This is a genomic window from Amycolatopsis sp. (assembly GCF_025464955.1).
Lineage (GTDB): Bacteria > Actinomycetota > Actinomycetes > Mycobacteriales > Pseudonocardiaceae > Amycolatopsis.
The window spans coordinates 47901-66951 of record NZ_JAODNM010000126.1 but is presented as its reverse complement, the minus strand read 5'-3'; the positions used below and the strand labels follow the sequence as shown (position 1 = coordinate 66951).

13 protein-coding genes and 1 tRNA gene are annotated in these 19051 nt (G+C 68.7%); 9 read left to right on the top strand and 5 right to left on the bottom strand.

Features of this window, described 5'->3' with window-relative positions:
* Positions 1-94: 94 nt before the first annotated feature.
* A complete protein-coding gene (locus tag JWQ81_RS33310) occupies positions 95-724 on the top strand; it encodes a TetR/AcrR family transcriptional regulator (RefSeq protein ID WP_297547763.1) in 630 nt (209 codons plus the stop codon).
* A 108-nt stretch (positions 725-832) separates the two neighbouring features.
* The gene (locus tag JWQ81_RS33305) at positions 833-1480 is read left to right on the top strand and encodes an NAD(P)-dependent oxidoreductase (RefSeq protein ID WP_297547762.1); all 648 of its coding nucleotides are present in this window, start codon (positions 833-835) and stop codon (positions 1478-1480) included.
* A 39-nt stretch (positions 1481-1519) separates the two neighbouring features.
* On the opposite strand, the gene JWQ81_RS33300 is transcribed toward JWQ81_RS33305, so the two are convergent.
* The 4 genes from JWQ81_RS33300 to JWQ81_RS33285 form a co-directional block, all read right to left on the bottom strand.
* Positions 1520-1882 (bottom strand): hypothetical protein, encoded by a 363-nt coding sequence (locus tag JWQ81_RS33300; RefSeq protein ID WP_297547761.1) that lies wholly within the window; start codon positions 1880-1882, stop codon positions 1520-1522.
* A 719-nt stretch (positions 1883-2601) separates the two neighbouring features.
* A tRNA-Arg gene (locus tag JWQ81_RS33295) sits at positions 2602-2675 on the bottom strand.
* Positions 2676-2930: 255 nt separating this feature from the next.
* Entirely contained in the window at positions 2931-3335 is a 405-nt protein-coding gene (locus JWQ81_RS33290) for a peptidase inhibitor family I36 protein (protein WP_297547760.1), read from the bottom strand.
* 196 nt (positions 3336-3531) lie between these two features.
* Positions 3532-4617: a LacI family DNA-binding transcriptional regulator gene (locus JWQ81_RS33285; protein ID WP_297547759.1), complete on the bottom strand. Its 1086-nt coding sequence runs from the start codon at positions 4615-4617 to the stop codon at positions 3532-3534.
* An 84-nt stretch (positions 4618-4701) separates the two neighbouring features.
* On the opposite strand from JWQ81_RS33285, the gene JWQ81_RS33280 reads away from it, so the two are divergent.
* Complete coding sequence (locus JWQ81_RS33280) at positions 4702-5874, top strand: MFS transporter (RefSeq protein WP_297547758.1); 1173 nt, start codon at positions 4702-4704, stop codon at positions 5872-5874.
* Here the strand turns inward: JWQ81_RS33280 and JWQ81_RS33275 are convergent.
* Positions 5871-6512 (bottom strand): histidine phosphatase family protein, encoded by a 642-nt coding sequence (locus JWQ81_RS33275; protein ID WP_297547836.1) that lies wholly within the window; start codon positions 6510-6512, stop codon positions 5871-5873. The genes JWQ81_RS33280 and JWQ81_RS33275 overlap by 4 nt on opposite strands.
* A gap of 155 nt (positions 6513-6667) precedes the next feature.
* On the opposite strand from JWQ81_RS33275, the gene JWQ81_RS33270 reads away from it, so the two are divergent.
* From JWQ81_RS33270 to JWQ81_RS33245, 6 genes are all read left to right on the top strand, one after another.
* Entirely contained in the window at positions 6668-8593 is a 1926-nt protein-coding gene (locus tag JWQ81_RS33270) for a cytochrome c oxidase assembly protein (RefSeq protein ID WP_297547835.1), read from the top strand.
* Between the two features lie 197 nt (positions 8594-8790).
* On the top strand, positions 8791-9267 hold the full coding sequence (locus JWQ81_RS33265; RefSeq protein WP_297547757.1) for a single-stranded DNA-binding protein: 477 nt from the start codon (positions 8791-8793) through the stop codon (positions 9265-9267).
* Between the two features lie 144 nt (positions 9268-9411).
* Positions 9412-11091 carry an energy-dependent translational throttle protein EttA gene (gene ettA, locus JWQ81_RS33260; protein WP_297547756.1) on the top strand — a complete coding sequence of 560 codons (1680 nt, stop codon included), beginning with the start codon at positions 9412-9414 and terminating at the stop codon, positions 11089-11091.
* A 135-nt stretch (positions 11092-11226) separates the two neighbouring features.
* Positions 11227-13374 carry a hypothetical protein gene (locus JWQ81_RS33255; protein ID WP_297547755.1) on the top strand — a complete coding sequence of 716 codons (2148 nt, stop codon included), beginning with the start codon at positions 11227-11229 and terminating at the stop codon, positions 13372-13374.
* Between the two features lie 243 nt (positions 13375-13617).
* Entirely contained in the window at positions 13618-18606 is a 4989-nt protein-coding gene (locus JWQ81_RS33250; RefSeq protein ID WP_297547754.1) for an NAD-glutamate dehydrogenase, read from the top strand.
* A complete protein-coding gene (locus tag JWQ81_RS33245; protein ID WP_297547753.1) occupies positions 18603-19049 on the top strand; it encodes a thioesterase family protein in 447 nt (148 codons plus the stop codon). Before JWQ81_RS33250 ends, JWQ81_RS33245 begins: the two co-directional genes overlap by 4 nt.
* Positions 19050-19051: the final 2 nt, after the last annotated feature.

Sequence of the window (19051 nt, the reverse complement as noted above, 5' to 3'; positions counted from 1 at the left end):
GGAACGGAACTCGTCGGGACGTCGATGAGGAACCGATCGGTCGGTGTCTGCGGTTTTGGCTACGCTGCCCGCAGGGAGCGACAAGGAGTCAGGCATGTCAGGCGACACTGATCGGGTCGACGTCGGCGAAGGCGCCAAGGTCGTTCACCGCGGCAACCGGCACAAGCGCAGCGAAGAGGCTCGTCAAGCCGTTCTCGAAGCGGCCGACAACTTGCTGGTCGAACGTGGTTTCGCGGGACTGACGATCGAGGGGATCGCGGCCAGGGCGGGGGTCGCCAAGCAGACCATCTACCGCTGGTGGACGTCGAAGACCGACATCCTGATGGACGCGTTCGTCGACGACGCGGCCGAAGCCATGACCCCGCCTGACAGCGGCGACCTTGCCGCCGACCTCCGCATTCAGCTGGCCCGACTCGCCGACTTTCTCACCCGCTCCGATGCCGGTGCGGTCTTCCGCGCGTTGGCTGGGCAGGCGCAGCACGACGCGGACGTGGCCACCCGACTCCGCGCGGACCACCTCAGCAAGCAACGTGAACGCGACCGTGTCCCGCTGCGGCGCGCGGTCGAACGTGGTGAGCTACCGCCGGAGACCGATCTCGACCTCGTGGTGGAGCAACTCCTCAGCCCGATCTACTACCGCGTCCTGGTGACAGGCCAGCCTGTTAGCAGGGAATTCACCGGCGCTCTCGTGGAGCAGTGCTTGTCGGTCGTCACCCGGGGGTAGGCCTCCTTCGATGCCGTCTTCCCTGTTCGGGGTGTGTCGTGTAGCGTCAAGACGACCGGTCATATTGAACGGCGAAGCACGCGAGCCTCCGAATCCAGGGAGAACCACATGTCCAAGGTCGTCATTCTCGGCGCTTCCGGTTACGCCGGCGGTCACATCGCGAACGAGCTCGTGGATCGGGGCCACACTGTTGTCGCGGTGGCTCGCGACACCAGCAAGCTCCCCGCCCGGCCGAACTTCAGCGCCGTGTCCGGTTCCGCCTACGACACGGCCTTTGTCGGCGAGGTGACGGAGGGGGCCGACGTCATCGTCGTGTCGATCCCGTCCATCCCGCCCGACGGACCGGAACTGAAGGATGTCCTGCCGGACGTCCTGGCTGTCGCAGGCAAAGTGGGGGCGCGGCTGGCCGTGGTCGGCGGAACCGGGAGTCTATTCGCGACCGAAGGCGGCCCGCGAGTCTACGAAATCCCGGAGTGGCCGGCGGAATACCTGGGTGAGGCGCTCGCGCACGCACGTGCCCTCGACGTCCTGCGCGCGCACGACGGGGAGGTCGATTGGTTCTACGTCAGCCCGCCGATGGGTTTCGGCTCGTGGAACCCTGGGGTCAGGACCGGTGCGTACCGCGTCGGAACCGATCTGCTGCTGAAGGACGCCGAAGGAAACTCGCAGATCTCGGGTGCCGACATGGCCGTCGCGTTCGCCGACGAGATCGAGACCCCGAAGCACCACAAGACCCGCTTCACCGTCGGCTACTGAACTTCGTGGCCCAGCAGGAATCTCTATGCGCGTTGCTTGTCAGCCTTGACCCTCGAGCTGGTACTGCAGCCGGAGAGCGCGATTGCCTTGAAAAATCGAGATCGATGACAGCAGGTCGGCCACCGTTCCTGATAGACGTTCTCTGTTCTCATCCGGCTGTATTGGCAGTGTGAACCGGAATGTCAAACCGGTTTGACGGTCGGTTGGTGCGATTATCCACTCAGGTCCGGAACGGGCTAGCCTCACATCTATTTCGTCTTTGTCATTTTCTTCCAGGTAGGTTTGAAAACCCAGGGGATTATCCGGACGAAGTATCAGTAGTAACGGTGCGGACGGGAATCCTACGACCAGATCGCCGATGGAGCTGAGGGCACGCCCGCCCAGCGCCGACCCGGTGATCACAGTCTTCCCCTCTTGCCTGTCTGCCTGCCGATACCGCCATGGTCCACGGTTCGTTGAGTCGCCACGCCGACTTCGTGCTCGTGTCACTACTTCGAGTGACCGCACGGACGGTTGCGGGTGTAGCGACCTCGATTTCTTTTGCGGCTCAGGAATCTCGGATGCTCGCCCAGTGGGGCACCGACTCGGAGCGGCGTCCGCGGACGTTGGAGGTGCCGGAGTTGGTCCGACCGCGCGCGGCCAATCGTCGAGAAGGCTTGCGATTTCGTGAATTCTTGGCGTGGTCCTGCTGGTCGTGTCGCAGTCGGAGGGTCCGGCTCGGGGGAGCTGGGCGTGGGTTGGACGCGCTGTGCTCGATCGGCGGATCACCCGATGTGGCCTACGTCTCTTATCGAGTGGGTGCCGTTGTTTCGTGCGGTGATCGATTCATTTCTCAGTGTTACCCCATGGAGACATTATTCTGAACGGGAGGAATCTTGGCGCGGCGGTGCGAGTGTGCAGGTCCGGTCGAACCGATCATCGCGGTCGCCGATGTTTTCCGAAATATCTCTCACGTCCGTGCGGCGGTTGGCCCCCTGCCATAGCGGCCTCACCAGGCCGGTTCCCCGGGGCGCCACGGGACCTGCTTGCAGTTCCGGCGTGTGTCACGTTCGTGTCACGAGTGCTGTCCCGCGGGTTGTCCCGGGCTCGGTGCCCGGGACAAAACCGCAGGTCAACTGCAGTGCCCTCAGCAGGACTCGAACCTGCGACCTAGAGATTAGAAGGCTCTTGCTCTATCCAGCTGAGCTATGAGGGCCCGCGCCGGCGAACCGGACCACTGCTGGTCGCCCAGCGGTAGCTTAGTCACCGTCACCCTCTGATCGTTCGACACCGCCGAATCGTTTCAGGGTGGTTCCCCGGGATGGGTGAGGGGGCCCGCGGACGTGCCACGCATAGCCGGCCGGCACGTCCGCGGGGTGGGCCGCTTCGGGGGAGCGGCCCTGGGTTCGGCGCCGTCCTGCGACGGCCTGCCCCTCGCAGGGGAGGACGGTCGGCGAACCCGGCTGGAGGTCTACGCCCAGATCTGGATCCCCCGGACGACGAACGGTGCTTGGGGTACGAACGTGCCGCCGCCGGGGTAGGTGGTGAAGTCGCCTTCGGTCGAGCAGTCGCGGCCTTCGTACACCGAGATCAGGCGGCTCATCTTGTTCACGAAAGAGTGGCCGTCGAAATTGTCGGGCAGTGGGATGCATTCACCGGGATTGGCTGTTCGCAGGTCGAAAGTCTGGGGTTGGCCGGAATAGAACTCGCCCGGCCAACTGCAGAACTGACCCTGCTCGCAGCCTGCCTCGGGAGGCTGCCCGCCTGGTGCTCCTGGCGAAGCCTGCGCCACGCCGGCGGTGCCCAGGACAGTGGCGACGGCGAGCAGCAGCATCTTCGGCAGGTACGAGCGGACACGGAGCGGATAGCGTGACATGGGTGTGATCTCCCCCAGAATGGTCGCGGTATTTCCGATGACCGCGGTCGATTGTGATGCCTTTGACGATGCCCGGGGAATGGGTGGTTGTCAGCCCGCAATTTCACTTCTGTGGATAAGTGGCTGCAACCTCCCCCGATCGGGGCGTGCTTATCCACAGATTGCCGGAAGGGCTTGTTGAGGGTCCGGGGGCGTGCTAACGCTTGGGCGCCGGGCCGGTCGACCCGCGGATCACCAGTTCGACGTCGAGGGTGGTGGGCGCGGGTGTCCGATGGCCCGACAGCATCCGTACGACCGCTTCGCCGGCCAGCCGGCCTTTGCCGACCAGGTCCTGGCGGACCGTGGTCAGCGTCGGATCCGACCAGCGTGCTGCCGGAGCGTCATCGAAGCCCACCACGGACAGGTCCCCTGGCACGCTGATCCCGAGCTGCCTGGCCGCCGAAAGCACGCCGGGCGCCAGCTGGTCGGACAAGCACAGCACCGCGGTCGGCCGCGGGTGGCGTTCGAGCAGGTCGCGGGCGCCGGGCACGACTTCCTCCGTCGAGGATCCCGCCGCCTCCCAGATGGGCACGCTGCCGGTGTCGATCCCGGCCCCGGCCAGGGTTTCCAGGTAGCCGGCCATGCGTTCCCGGTAGTAGTGGAACCGGCCGGCCTCGGTTTCGATTGCCTCGATCGGGCCGCCGACCGGCGAGGAGAAGCACGGGGCCGTCAGGATGGCGAAGCGGCGGTGCCCCAGGTCCACCAGGTGCCGAGCCGCGGCCACCGCGCCTCCGCGGTCGTCGATATTGACCCTCGCGGCGCCCGGGATCGGCCCGTGGTCGATCGTGACCAGCGGGAGCCCTCGGTCCCGGATCGCCCGGAGCGCGGGCGCGCCGTCCGCCAGCGAGTACGTGACCGCGATGTCGGCCTGCGCGGCCAGCACGCGGTCGACCCGCGGCCCGCCGTCCTCGCCGCCGGGAAGCAGCAGTAGCGCGTGGCCTTCGGGGTCCACCGCACTGGCCAGCGCATCGAGGGTGATCGATAACGCGGGATCGGAGAACGCGGCGGACAGCCCGGCGTCGAGCATGAACGCGATCGCGCCGGTCCGGTTGGTGGCGAGACTGCGGGCTGTCGGGTTCGGGCCCGCGTACCCCAGTCGTTTCGCCGCGCGCAGGACCTCCGTACGCAGATCCGACGACAGCTGATCCGGCCGGTTGTAGGCGTTCGACACCGTTGCCCTCGACACGCCCACGGCCCCGGCGACGTCGTCGAGAGTCGGTCGTCGCCGTCGCGTGTTGGTCACCCGGACAGTCTAGTGCGAACTACCCGTTGGACTTTCTGAAGCGCTTCAGTCATTCTGGGACAAGGTTCTTCGGAAGGGGGTGCGGTGGTCTCGCAACGGACGGCCGTCTTCGTGGTCTTCGCGATCAACGGTGCGGGGGTCGGTTCCTGGGCGCCTCGCGTCCCAGCCCTGACCGAGCAGGTCGGCGCCGTGCCCGGTTCGCTCGGGCTGGCGCTACTGGGCAGCAGCGTCGGCATGATCCTGTCGGCCTCTGCCGCCGGTCGGGTGATCGAACGGTTCGGCGCGCGGGTGGTCGTCGCGGTGTCGACGATCATGGTCGCGATCGTCATGCCGCTGCTCGGCAGCGCGGGGTCGGTGCCCTGGCTGGCTGTCGCGTTGTTCGGCTTCGGGATGTCCGTCGGCATGATGGACGTCGCGATGAACATCGCCGCGGTGAGCGTCGAGCGCAGGCTCGGCCTGCCGATCATGCCCTCGTTCCACGCTGGATACAGTTTTGGCGCCCTGGCCGGCTCGCTTGCCGCGGGGCTGGCCGCCGGGACGCACCTGTCGCCCACGCGCCATCTGCTGATCGCGGGCATCGTCATGGCACTGGTCGTGCTGGCGGTCATGCGCGCCGTGCCGAACACCGCACCCCACCCGACCGCCGAGCGGGCGCCGGCGCCGAAGGTCACGCCGCTGCGCCGTCCCGTGCTCTGGCTGCTGGCCGTGGTCGCGTTGTGCTCCGCCGTCGCCGAAGGCGCCAGTGCCGATTGGTCTGCCTTGCTGATGGTCACCCGGCACGCGATGAGCCAAGGTGCCGCCGCGCTGGCCTTCTCCGGGTTCGCGCTCGCGATGGCGTTGGCCAGGCTCGGCGGAGGCTGGGCGCAACGCCGGTTCGGTCCGACGCGCACGCTTGCTTCGGGTTCCGCGGTCGCGGCTGCCGGCCTGCTCGCGGCCGCACTCGTACCCAGTGCCGCTGTCGCCTACGTCGGATTCGTGCTGGCCGGCGCCGGACTCGCGGCGGCGTTCCCGATCGCGCTCAGCTTGGCCGGCGCTGCTGGGAAACGGGCCGACGACAGCGGGGGAGAGCGCGAGCTCGCCTTCGTCACCACGATCGCGTACAGCGGCTTCCTGATCGGCCCCCCGGTGATCGGCGCGATCGCCCAGCTGACGACGCTGTCGGCGTCGTTCGTCGTGGTCGGCTTCATCGGTGCGCTCATCGCCCCCGCCGCGATCGCCGCCGCGCGGTCGCGGGACAAGGAACACAGCCTTGTCTAGTGCGCCTGTGTGGCGCCGTCCGGGGAGAGCCGCCACTGCCGGAACGGCCGGTCGAGGGTCCATTTCCCGTTGACGTGCTCCACCACCCGGTACTCGCAGGTGTCGAGGTTCGACAGCGACTCGAACAGGTCGACACTCCAGCCGAACAGGCGGCGGCACAGCAACCGGATGGTCAGTCCGTGCGAGACGATCACCACAGTGGCGGGATGCTCGTGACCGGTGGTCCGGAGGTCGGACAGGAACGCCGCGACCCGGTCGTCGACGTCGGCGCCCGATTCGCCGAACGGCAGCCGGTAGAAGAAGTGGCCGAACTCATGGCGCAGGCGCTGCTGGATCTCCTGGTCGGCGGGGTCCTGCAGGTTGCCCCAGTCCTGCTCGCGCAACCGCGGCTCCGGCACGATCCGCTCGCACGACGGGCCGATGTCGAGCAGCCGCAACGTTTCCCTGGTCCGCAGGTACGGGCTCACGTACACCGCCGCGCGCTGGCCTTCGAGCAGTTTCGTGACGATCGGGCCGGCCAGCTTCGCCTGGAGGGTGCCGGTTTCGGTGAGCGGCAGCGCGTGGTCGGGAATCCGGGTATAGGCCAGTTCGTCCACATTGCCCAGCGATTGCGCATGCCGTAACAGGATGATCCGCACGAACCCATCTTGCCCGCCGAACCCGCGGACCGGCGCAGGCACGCCCGGCCTACCCTCGTGACGTGCCTTCTGACTTGCCTTCTGACGATGTGACCACCCCCCGTGGCCGGGCGAGTGTGCTGCCACTGATCTCCGTCGGCGTCGTGATCGCGGCGATGGTGGCGGTCGGCCTGGTCGCGCTCACCGGCGGCGCGGGCGCCCTGGTCACCGGGCTCACCGACCCCGGGCTCGTCACGCGGTACGGCAGCACGGCGGTCCGGGTGCTGGCCGAGGCCGCGTCCGTGGTGTGTGTCGGTTCCTTGCTGCTCGCGGCGTTCCTGGTGCCGCCGCAGGAGTCCGGGACGCTGGCGCCGGACGGGTATGGCGCGCTGCGGACCGCCAACGTCGCGGCGTGGGCGTGGTTCGTCACCTCGGTGGCGTCCGTGGTGTTCACCGCCGCCGACGGCGCCGGCAAGCCGGTGGCGGAGGTGCTGAACCCGACCACGCTGGTGGAGCTCGTCGACGCGATCGAGCAGCCCAAGGCCTGGGTGTTCACCGCCGTGATCGCGCTGGTCCTCGCCGTCGGCTGCCGCCTCGCGCTGTCCTGGGGGTGGACCACCGCGCTGTTCTTCCTGGCCGTGGGCGGGCTCGTCCCGGTCGCGGTCACCGGCCACTCGGCCAGCGGCGGTTCCCACGACATGGCCACCAACAGCCTGCTGTTCCACCTGATCGCCGCCGCGCTGTGGGTCGGCGGGTTGATCGCGGTGCTCGCGCTGGGCTGGCGCAAGGGCACGAACTTGGCGCTCGCCGCTCGTCGCTTCTCCCGCCTCGCGCTCGTGTGCTGGATCGTGATGGCGATCTCCGGGGTGATCAACGCGCTGGTGCGGATCTCGGTGTCCGACCTGCTCACCACCGACTACGGACTGCTCGTCGTCGCGAAGATCGTCGCGCTGCTCCTGCTGGGCGTGTTCGGGCATCAGCAGAGGCAGCGCGGGGTGCGCCCGCTCGTCGACGGAGGCAGCGGGCGGCAGCTGCTCAGGCTCGCGTCGGTCGAAGTGCTGCTGATGTTCGTCACCCTCGGCATTGCGAGCGGCCTGGCACGCACCCCGCCGCCCGCCGAGAGCTTCACCCAGCCCTCGAACACCGAACTGCTCATCGGCTACAACCTCGACGGGCCGCCGACGGTCGGGCGGCTGCTGTTCGACTGGCGCTTCGACCTGATCTTCGGCACCGCCGCGCTGGTGCTGGCCTGGCTCTACCTGGCGGGTGTCCGGCGGCTTCGGCGTCGCGGCGACAAGTGGCCGGTGGGCCGGACGATCGCGTGGCTCGCCGGCTGTTTCGTGCTGCTGATGGGCACTTCTTCCGGCATCGGCCGGTACGCGCCGGCCATGTTCAGCGTGCACATGGGTCAGCACATGCTCCTGGCGATGGTGACGCCGGTGCTGTTCGTGCTCGGCGGACCGGTCACCCTGGCGCTGCGGTCACTGCCTGCCGCGGGCAAGGGGCAGCCGCCGGGACCGCGTGAGTGGCTGCTGGCCGCCGTGCACTCACCGGTGTCCAGGTTCCTCACCCATCCGATTATCGCGCTCGTGCTTTTCGTCGGGTCGTTCTACGCGCTGTACTTCTCCGGGCTGTTCGACTCGGCGTTGGACTACCACTGGGCACACATCTTGATGAACCTCCACTTCCTGCTGACCGGCTACCTGTTCTACTGGCCGGTGATCGGGGTGGATCCCGCCCCGCGCCGGATTCCGCACCTGGGCAAGCTGGGCATGATGTTCGGTGCCATGCCGTTCCACGCGTTCTTCGGGGTGATCCTGATGAGCATGCAGACCGTCATCGGCGAGCAGTTCTACCGGTCGGTGAAACTGCCGTGGGTCAGCGACCTGCTCTCCGACCAGCGGCTCGGCGGCGGCATCGCATGGGCCTCGGGGGAGATCCCGGTGCTGCTCGTACTCATCGCGTTGCTGGTGCAGTGGTCGCGCGCCGACGACCGCGAGGCGCGCCGCAAGGACCGCCGCGAGGAGGTCACTGGTGACGAGGACCTCAACGCCTACAACGAGATGCTGCGTCAGATGTCCGGCGGCAAACCGACCGAGTGAGTCCGGAGAGCGCTACCACAGGCCTCCGACATTTCCCGCCTTCGCCGGCCGGACCGCGGCGAGTTGTTCACCCGCGCCGCCAGTTGTCCACAGATTGGCCGAGCACGCCCTTTTCCCCTTCACGCTGACGCAAGCTGGGTTCACGCCTCGCCGGCGGCAGCAGGCCCCGGCACCGTGAAGGGGAAGGGATCAGGATCATGGCGGTAGGGGAGACCACGGTCACGTTGGTCGGCAGCGTCGCCAGCGAGCTGACGCGCTCGACGTCGAACGGGCACGACGTCGTCAGCTTCTGGGTGCGCAGTACGGAACGCCGACGGGACAGGGGAAGCGGCGACTGGATCGACGGGCGCCACCTGTCGGTCAGGGTGACCTGTTGGCGCAAACTCGCCGAGGCCGTCCACAGCTCGCTCACCAAGGGCGACCCGGTCATCGTCACCGGCCGGCTGTTCACCGGCGGCCCGGCCGACACCGAACAGTCTCGTCCTGTACCTGAGCTTGAGGCCTCGGCCGTGGGGCCGAACCTCAACCGGTGCACGGCGGTCGTGCAACGCGTCCGCAGGCCCCGTCCGATCGAGCGACCCGAGTTCCGGGCGTGGCGCCCGCTGCCCGGACCGCGCCCGGCCGGTGCCGAGAACGCGCTTGTCGGCGAGGGTGCGGGGGTGTCCGCCGCATGAGTGCGGGGGAGACGCGGGAGCGCTGGTGGCGTCGGCGTTTCGCGCGGCACCGGGCCCGGCCGGGTAGTGATCGCGGCCTTACGGTCGGTAGAGCTGTGGTGACCGCCGTCGAGCCCTCCGCGAGCTCGCTCTACGATCGCTCGCATGGCCGAGTACATCTACACGATGCAAAAGGTGCGCAAGACCGTCGGGGACAAGGTCATCCTCGACGATGTCAGCACCGCGTTCTTCCCCGGAGCCAAGATCGGCGTTGTCGGTCCCAACGGTGCTGGAAAGTCCACCGTGCTCAAGATCATGGCCGGGTTGGAGAACGCCAGCAACGGCGAGGCCGTCCTGAAACCGGGGGCGTCGGTGGGCATCCTGATGCAGGAGCCGGTCCTCAACGAGGAAAAGACCGTGCGCGGCAACGTCGAAGAGGGCCTGGGCGACATCAAGGTCAAACTCGACCGGTACAACGAGATCGCCAAGCTGATGGAGACCGACTACAGCGACGAGCTGATGGAGGAGATGGGGCAGCTCCAGGAGGATCTCGACCACGGGGACGCCTGGGAGATCGACTCCATGCTCGAGCAGGCCATGGACGCGCTGCGCTGTCCCCCGCCGGAGGAGGGCGTCGGCCACCTTTCCGGTGGTGAGCGCCGCCGCGTGGCGCTGTGCAAGCTGCTGCTGTCCAGCCCGGACCTGCTGCTGCTCGACGAGCCCACCAACCATTTGGACGCCGAGAGCGTGCTCTGGCTGGAGCAGTTCCTGTCCACCTACCCTGGCGCCGTCCTGGCCGTCACGCACGACCGGTACTTCCTGGACAACGTGGCCGAGTGGATCATGGAGATCGACCGCGGCCGGGTCGTCGGCTACGAGGGCAACTACTCGACCTACCTCGAGAAGAAGCAGGAACGCCTCGAGGTCCAGGGCAAGAAGGACCAGAAGCTCGCCAAGCGGCTCAAGACCGAACTCGAGTGGGTGCGGTCCAACGCGAAGGCCCGCCAGACCAAGTCGCGGTCCCGGCTCGACCGGTACGAGGAGATGGCCGCCGAGGCCGACAAGTACCGGAAGCTGGACTTCGAGGAGATCCAGATCCCGCCTGGCCCGCGCCTGGGCAATGTCGTGGTCGAGGTCGACAAGCTGCGCAAGGGATTCGACGGCCGGGTCCTCATCGACGGGCTGTCGTTCGACCTGCCGCGCAACGGCATCGTCGGGGTCATCGGACCGAACGGGGTCGGCAAGACGACGCTGTTCAAGACCATCGTCGGGCTCGAGGAAGCCGACGACGGCCTCGTCCGGATCGGCGAGACGGTCAAACTGTCCTATGTGGACCAGAACCGTGAGGGGCTGCTGGACCCGAAGAAGACGGTGTGGGAGGTGGTTTCGGACAAGCTCGACTTCATCCACGTCGGGCAGGTCGAGATGCCGTCCCGGGCCTACGTCAGCGCCTTCGGTTTCAAGGGGCCGGACCAGCAGAAGCCTTCGGGGGTGCTCTCCGGTGGCGAGCGCAACCGGCTGAACCTGGCGATGACTCTGAAGCAGGGTGGAAACCTGATCCTGCTGGACGAACCGACGAACGACCTGGACGTCGAGACGCTCGGCTCGCTGGAGAACGCGCTCGAACAGTTCCCCGGCTGCGCCGTGGTCATCTCGCACGACCGGTGGTTCCTCGACCGGGTGGCGACCCACATCCTCGCCTGGGAGGGCACCGACGAGAACCCGTCGCAGTGGTACTGGTTCGAAGGCAACTTCGAAGGGTACGAGAAGAACAAGATCAACCGTCTCGGCGCGGAAGCCGCCCGGCCACACCGGGTGACCCACCGCAAGCTCACCCGCGACTAGGCATCCGGCGAGCTTGCTCCAGCGGGCTCACGCACTCGGCGATCGCACGTTCCCCGACGGAAGGGACGATCCTTGTGATACTCCTGAGTACCGCTGAGCGAGCACGTCTTAGCCGACATTGAAGCGGAGTCCCCAGTGGTAGCCAGCAAGCACATCCGAACAAGCACGTCCGCCGGTTCTCCGGCGGGCGCGTGGAACGCGGTCATGGGCGATGGCGGGCTCGACGCCGTTGGGCACCTCCTCGGCAAAGCGGCGGACGTCTCGTTGCGGGCGCCCGAGCTCTCGCTCATCCTCGGCGAGCGCGCGGCGGCGCTGGCGGAGGCGGCCGGGTCCGATCAGCTGTGGGTGCGAGCCGAGAGCCTGGTGGTCTCGGCCAGTGTCCGGCTCGGTGACCGCCCGGCGACCGTCGGCCGGGCGGTGGCCGCGCTGCGTGCGGCCGAAGACGCCGGCTACGCCGACATCGCGGCCCGCCTCCGGATCGACCTGGCGGTCTGCGCACGCGCCGTCGGCGCGCCGCTGACCGCGCTCGCCGCGCTGCGGCCGGTGCTGGCGGAGCCGCACCTGTCGCCGGTCCAGCGAGCCGAGGCGCTGTGCCACCTGGTCGGCTGCCTGGCCCAGTTCGGCCGGAAAGCCGAGTTGGACAGGGTGCTGCTGGAGGCCGACAGGCTGTGCTCCACCGACGAGAGCCTCGACGCGGACACGGTCCTGCTGCTGCGCGCGCTCCTGCGGGTCGGGACGTCCGCGCACCGCCGCCGCCACGGCGACCTCACGGCCGCCGCCGATGCCGCGCGCACCGGGCTCGGCCTGCTCGAACGCCTCGACCGGCCGGAGGACGCCGCCGGTCTGGTCCGGATCCGCCTGGTGCTCCAGCTGGCGTGCACCCTGCTCGACCGCGGCGACACGGAGATGGCGCTCGAGATCTCCGAGCCGGTGCTGGCCGCGCCGCTGCGGGCGGCGAGTATCGCGCCCGCCGGCTGGCTCCGCCTCGCCATCGCCACCCGGGTGCACCTGCCAGCCGGCTCCGGCGAGGCGGCCACGGTCTTGCTCCGCGAAGCCGTCTACAGCACCGACCAGCACGGTCTGCACGCGTTGACCGCGCGGTTGTGGCTCGAACTGGCGCAACTGGAGGAGCGGCTCGGCAGGCCGTCCGAGGCGATCGAATGCCTGCACCGCTCCCGCGCCGCCGAACACCTCCACTCCAGGGAGCGGCGGCAGGCCTGTGGACTGCTCTCCGGGGAGTTCGGCTCCGGTGAGCAGGCGCAGGTCGACCTCGATGACATCCTCTCGCCGACCACCTCGCGCTCGGCGGTCTCTCCGGCGGCACCCGCGGTACCGGAGCTGCAGCTCGCGCCGGCCCCGGCCGCTGAACCCGCTCCGAGGGTTCCTCAGGTCACGGTGAGCCACGTGCCACTGGCCGTTCCGGAGTCGTTCGCCCCCAGCTGGGAACTGCCCGAGCCGCCGCGCAACGGCTCGTCGAACGGCCGGTCCGCCCACGTCAGCCCCGCTAGTGCGACGAGCCAGACAAGCCCGACAAGCCCGACAAACACGGCGAGTCCGACGAACGGGCGCGCCACCGAGAGCCGGTCCCCGGCCGTCCCGGAGCCGGTTAACGGCCACCGCGACGCCCTCGCGCCTACCACCCGCCACGACTCCGAGCACGGTTCGGTCGCGGCGCGGTCGGTCCTCGACAGGCTCGGCATCGCCGGCGCCAACACCGGTGGCGGCGGCGGACGGCGACGCGCCACCGACGACGTCTCGTCCGTGCTCCCGCCCGAGCCGGCTCGGGCAACTCCAGTGCCCACCCCCGAACCAGTGGCGGTCTTCGAGCCCGAGCCCCCGGCTCCCGCGCCCGTGGTGACCGAACCCACACCCGAACCTTTCCGGCGCCCGGCGCCGTCGAATGACGAATTGTCCATCGGTGACCGGTATGGAGACCAGGTTTCCGATCCGTGGCTCCCGCGCCTGCGCATGCCGCCGTCTCTGGAACCTCTTCAGGACAGCGGCGGTTCCCAGTGGTCGTCGACCTCCGAGCCGTTTGGCGACGGTTACGCCCGCGCGATCTCCGCCGACGAGCCGCCGCCGGACGCCGGCCTGGCCGAGCTGCTTGCCAGGGCACTGGCCGAGCACCAAGCGGGTACGTCCAGCGCTTCGGCCTTGGTCAAACGCCTGGGGCCGCAAACCGAACGGCAGGCCGAACGACAGGACGTGCGCCCGATGAACGGGCATCGGCGATCGGGGGAGACTGCCGCGGACAGCGGCCGTCACCGCACTGACGAGAGTTAGCTCGATCACTAGGTAAATCACCGGATCCACTATGGAATTCACCTGGATTGGGTACTGCTTTCAGCGCACTGGATCGATGACTGAACCGATCACGTTTCCCTTGTGGGTTCAAGCATTCTCGCCCTATGGGGGCGCAACCCGGTGTTCTGTGAACGCCGCGGTGTCCGGGCATTAAGGTGGGCCTTGCCGTCCACATCGAAGTGGCCGGCACCGTTTACCTCACGCAAAGTGGAGAGTTGCTCAATGAGCTCGACGGGAGTCTCGTCCCCGCCCGAAAGTGGCGTCGGCATCGAGAACGGTGGCGTTCAGCGCCGATCGGCCACCCCGGAACAGATCCGGGACGACCTGATCGACGCGGCGGCCGCCCTGGCACCGGAGATCGGCGAGCTCGTTCGCCTGTACTACCGGCACATTCCGGCCGAGGAAGTGCTCGGGGACGACCCGGTCGCGCTCGTCGGCGCGGTCCGTTCGCATCTGCAGCTGGCCCAGCAGCGGGTGCCGGGACGGCCGGCCGTGCGGCTGTTGAACCCGACGACCACCGAGGACGGCTGGACCCGCGAGGCCACCGTCGTCCAAGTGGTCACCGACGACATGCCCTACCTCGTCGACTCCGTGGCCGCGGAGTTCGCCCGCGACGGAGTGCAGGTCCAGCGGATCGTGCACCCGATCGTGGTGGTGAGCCGCGAGCTGACCGGCGAGTTGCTGGAGGTCTACCCGACCGCCGACGCGGCGTCGCCGCCGGAGGGCGCGGCCGCAGAGTCGTGGATGTATGTCGAGATCGATCTTGTCTCGGACCCGAACCGCGCCCGTGAGCTCGACAACCGGCTGTCCTCGGTGCTCGGCGACGTCCGCGAGGTCGTCGAGGACGCCGACAAGATGGCCGAAGCGGCGTGCCAGCTGGCCGCCGAGCTCGACGCCCATCCGCCGCTGCTGCCCGCCGACGAGGTTTCCGATGGCGCGGACCTGCTGCGCTGGCTCGCCGACGGCAATTTCATGTTCCTCGGCTACCGCCGCTACGAGATCGTCGAGGACACGAACCCCGGCACCGATGAGCCGGCGCTGCGCACGGTGCTCGCATCGGGGCTCGGCGTCCTGCGGCAGGACAGCCTCGCCGCCCGCAGCCTCACCGCCGGTCCGGACACCGCGCCCAGCGCGCTCGAGCCGACCCTCCTGGTGCTGACCCAGGCGAGTGCGCCCTCGACCGTCCACCGGCCGATCTATCCGTACTACGTCGGTGTCAAGACGTTCGACGAGCGGGGCCTGGTGACCGGGGAACACCGCTTCCTCGGCATGTTCACCACCACCGCGCTGCACGCCAACGTCCTGGACGTCCCGGTCATCGGCGGCCGTGTGCGGCAGGTCATCCACCGCGCAGGCTTCCCGATGGAGTCGTTCTCCGGGCAGCGGATGCTCGAGGTGCTGCAGAACTGGCCCCGCGCGGACCTGTTCTCCGCCGACACCGACTCGCTGTACTCGACCACCACCGGCGCGATCACGCTGTCGGACCGGCGGCGGCTGCGGCTGTTCTTGCGCCGTGACACCTACGGCCGGTTCTACTCATGCCTGGTGTTCCTGCCGCGTGACCGCTACACGACGCGTTCGCGGCTGGCGATGCAGGAGGTGCTGCTCTCCGAGCTCGAGGGCACCCAGCTCGAATACAGCGCGCGCATCGGGGAAACCGTGCTCGCGCAGGTGCATTTCATCGTGCACACCGACCCGGCCAGCCGGATCGAACCCGACACCGTGGCGATCCAGGAGCGGCTCAACACCGCCGTCCGCAGCTGGGACGACCTGATGGTCGAGGCCATCCTGGCCGAACGCCGGGAGCGCGCCGAAGACGGCACCACCGCGCTGGGCATGCTCCACGAGGAGTCCGCGGTCGAGCTGGGGCAGCGGTTCGCCTCGGTGTTCCCGGAGGGCTATCGCGAGGACTTCCGCGCGAGCGAGGCACTCGCCGACCTGCGCCAGTTGGACTCGCTGTCCAACGACGGCGAGCTCGCGATGTCGTTCTACGTCCCGGTCGATGCCGAGCCCGGCGAACGGCGGTTCAAGCTGTACCTGCTCGGCGAGGGCGTGACGCTGTCGAAGGTCCTGCCGATGCTGCAGCGGATGGGCGTCGAGGTGGTCGACGAGCGGCCGTACGAGCTCCGCCGTGACGACGGCACCTGGTCGTGGATCTACGACTTCGGGCTGCGCATCGAGCCGCGGGTGCTCGACCAGATCGCCGCCGGCGGCGAGTCCGACCTGCAGACCCGGTTCCAGGACGCGTTCAACGCCGCCTGGTGCGGCCAGACCGAGGTCGACGACTTCAACGCGCTGGTCCTGCGCGCCGGGCTGTCTTGGCGCCAGACCGCGATCCTGCGCGCGTACTCGCGCTACCTCCGGCAGGCCGGGAGCCCGAACTCCCAGGAGTACATCCAGGACGCCGTGCTCGCGCACTGCGATATCGCGACCGAGCTGGTGCGGCTCTTCGAGCTCCGGTTCGACCCGGCGCGCCCGGAAGCTGAACGCAAGAGCCTGGGCGACGCGCTGACGACGTCGATCTCCGAGCTGATCGACGAGGTCAAGAGCCTCGACGAGGACCGCATCCTGCGCCGCCTGCTCGCGGTCATCGGCGCGACGCTGCGCACGAACTACCACGTCACCGACGCCGACGGGAAGGCTCGGCCGTACCTGGCGATCAAGCTCGACCCGCAGGGCGTGCCCGATCTGCCCGAGCCCCGGCCGCGGTTCGAGGTGTTCGTCTACTCGCCGCGGGTCGAGGGCGTGCACCTGCGCTTCGGCCCGGTCGCGCGTGGCGGGTTGCGCTGGTCCGACCGGCGTGAGGACTTCCGCACCGAGGTGCTCGGCCTGGTCAAGGCGCAGGCGGTGAAGAACGCTGTCATCGTGCCCGTGGGCGCGAAGGGCGGGTTCGTCGTCAAGCGTCCGCCGTTGTCGACCGGTGATCCCGGCTTGGACCGGGAGGCGCAGCTCAAGGAGGGCATCGCCTGTTACCGGATGCTCATCTCGGGGCTGCTCGACATCACCGACAACCGGGTCGAGGGCAAGACCGTGCCCGCGCCGGACGTCGTCCGCTACGACGGCGACGACAGCTACCTCGTCGTCGCGGCCGACAAGGGCACCGCCACTTTCTCCGACATCGCGAACGAGGTGTCGGCGGATTACGGCTTCTGGCTCGGAGACGCGTTCGCTTCGGGCGGTTCGGTCGGCTACGACCACAAAGCCATGGGCATTACCGCCAAGGGCGCGTGGGAGAGCGTCAAGCGGCACTTCCGCGAACTCGGCAAGGACTCCCAGGCCGAGGACTTCACCGTCGTCGGTGTCGGCGACATGGCCGGGGACGTCTTCGGCAACGGCATGCTGCTCTCGGAGCACATCCGGCTCGTCGCCGCGTTCAACCACATGCACGTGTTCCTCGACCCGGACCCGGACGCCGCGACTTCATTCGCCGAACGGCGTCGCCTGTTCGACCTGCCGCGCTCGTCGTGGGACGACTACGACCGCTCACTGATCAGTAAGGGCGGCGGCATCTTCCCGCGCAGCGCCAAGATCATCCCGATCAGCCCGCAGGTGCGGCGCGCGCTCGGCCTCGGCGACGACGTCGTCAAGCTCGCGCCCACGGACCTGATGCGCGCGATCCTGCTGGCGCCGGTCGAACTGCTGTGGAACGGCGGCATCGGCACCTACGTCAAGGCCGAGCGCGAGACCAACGCCGACGCCGGGGACAGGGCCAACGACGCGGTGCGTGTCAACGGCAGCCAGCTGCGCGCGAAGGTCGTCGGCGAGGGCGGGAACCTCGGGCTGACCCAGCTGGGCCGAATCGAGTTCGCCCGGTCGGGCGGCAAGATCAACACCGATGCCCTGGACAACTCCGCCGGCGTCGACTGCAGCGATCACGAAGTCAACATCAAGATCCTGCTCGATCACCTGGTGGCGGCCGGCGGGTTGGAGCAGGGGCAGCGCAACGAGCTGCTCGAGGAGATGACCGACGAGGTCTCCGCGCTCGTGCTCGCCGACAACTACCAGCAGAACGCGGTGCTCGGGGTCAGCCGGGCGCATGCCGGGCCGATGCTCTCGGTGCACCAGCGCCAGGTCGCCGCGCTGGTGGCGGCCGGCGCGTTCGACCGCAAGCTCGAAGGGCTGCCGTCGACCTCGGAGTTCCGGGCGCTGGACAAGGCAGGCAACGGCCTGTCTTCGCCGGAGCTCGCGACGCTGCTGGCGCACGTCAAGCTGGAGCTCAAGGACGAGCTGCTCGCCAGCGAGCTGCCCGAGTCGGAGGTGTTCGCGAGGCGGCTGCCGGAGTACTTCCCGAAGCCGCTGCGTGACAGGTTCGGCACGGCGATCTTCGACCACCCCCTCAAGCGGCAGATCATCACCACGCTGGTCGCCAACGAGGTCGTTGACGGGGCGGGCATCTCGTTCGTCTTCCGCCTCGCCGAGGAGATGAACGCCACCGCGACCGACGCGGTGCGTGCCTATGCCGTGGTCAACCACGTCTTCGACCTGCCCTCGCTCTGGCGTGAGATCGCCGCGCTCGACACGGTGGTCCGCACCGAGGTTGCGGACGCGATGATGCTCGAGACCCGGCGCCTGCTCGACCGCGCGGCGCGGTGGTTCCTCACCAACCGGCCGCAGCCGCTGGCCCCGCTCGCCGAGATCAACCGGTTCGGCCCGGTGGTCGCCGAACTCGCGGCCAAGGCGAGCGGGCTGCTGCGCGGTCGCGAGGCCGAGTCCTTGCAGGCCGGTGTCGACAAGCTGGTGGCGGACGACGTCCCGGAGCCGCTCGCGCGGCGGATTTCGGTGCTGCTGCACGCCTACGGCCTGCTCGACGTCACCGAGGCCTCCGAGCTGGCCGAGCACCAGGCCGGCTCCGACGCGGTGCGGCACCCGGAGGTCACCGCGGAGCTGTACTACGCCCTGTCCGATCACCTGAACGTCGACCAGATGCTGACCTCGATCAGCGCGCTCGAGCGGGGCAACCGCTGGCACGCACTGGCCAGGATCTCGTTGCGCGACGACGTCTACGCTTCGTTGCGGGCGATCACGCTGGACGCCCTGCGGCACAGCGATTCAGAGGACACAGTGGACGAAAAGATCGAGTACTGGGAGCGGGCGAACTCGCTGCGGCTGTCCAGGGCGCGGGTTGCCCTCGACGAGATCAACCGGTTGGGCCGGTTGGACCTGGCGACCCTGTCCGTCGCCGCGCGGCAGATCCGCAGCACCGTCAGATGACCGACAGGGCCTACGTCGCGACCGTCCGGCCGCGGTGGACCGACATGGATCCGTACGGGCACATCAACCACGCCAAAATGGTGACGGTGCTCGAAGAGGCGAGAATCCCGCTGCTGTTCGGCGAAGCGAACCGCGCTGGTCTCACCGACCTGCCGAAGGGGATCGTGGTGGCGAGCCTGACCGTTCGCTACCTCGCGCCGATCATCGTGTCCGGGCAGGAGCTCCGGGTCGACATCACGCTGACCCGGTTGAAGTTCGCGTCGTTCACCCTCGGCTACGCCGTCCACGATGGACCGTCCGCAGAGGACAAGGTGGCCGTCACCGCGGAAACCCAGCTGGCGCCGTACGATCTCGTGTCCGGGCGGCCGCGCCGGCTGACCGATCCCGAGCGTGACTTCCTGCGGGACCGGATCGCCGCGGGCGACGCTATGAAGGGAACCTGAGC

What these genes read in the sequence shown, in the direction of transcription:
- JWQ81_RS33310 (WP_297547763.1), top strand. Translation starts at nt 95, where the DNA reads ATGTCAGGCGACACTGATCGGGTCGACGTCGGCGAAGGCGCCAAGGTC.
- JWQ81_RS33305 (WP_297547762.1), top strand. Translation starts at nt 833, where the DNA reads ATGTCCAAGGTCGTCATTCTCGGCGCTTCCGGTTACGCCGGCGGTCAC.
- JWQ81_RS33290 (WP_297547760.1), bottom strand. Translation starts at nt 3,335, where the DNA reads ATGTCACGCTATCCGCTCCGTGTCCGCTCGTACCTGCCGAAGATGCTG.
- JWQ81_RS33270 (WP_297547835.1), top strand. Translation starts at nt 6,668, where the DNA reads ATGGTGGCGGTCGGCCTGGTCGCGCTCACCGGCGGCGCGGGCGCCCTG.
- JWQ81_RS33265 (WP_297547757.1), top strand. Translation starts at nt 8,791, where the DNA reads ATGGCGGTAGGGGAGACCACGGTCACGTTGGTCGGCAGCGTCGCCAGC.
- ettA (WP_297547756.1), top strand. Translation starts at nt 9,412, where the DNA reads ATGGCCGAGTACATCTACACGATGCAAAAGGTGCGCAAGACCGTCGGG.
- JWQ81_RS33250 (WP_297547754.1), top strand. Translation starts at nt 13,618, where the DNA reads ATGAGCTCGACGGGAGTCTCGTCCCCGCCCGAAAGTGGCGTCGGCATC.
- JWQ81_RS33245 (WP_297547753.1), top strand. Translation starts at nt 18,603, where the DNA reads ATGACCGACAGGGCCTACGTCGCGACCGTCCGGCCGCGGTGGACCGAC.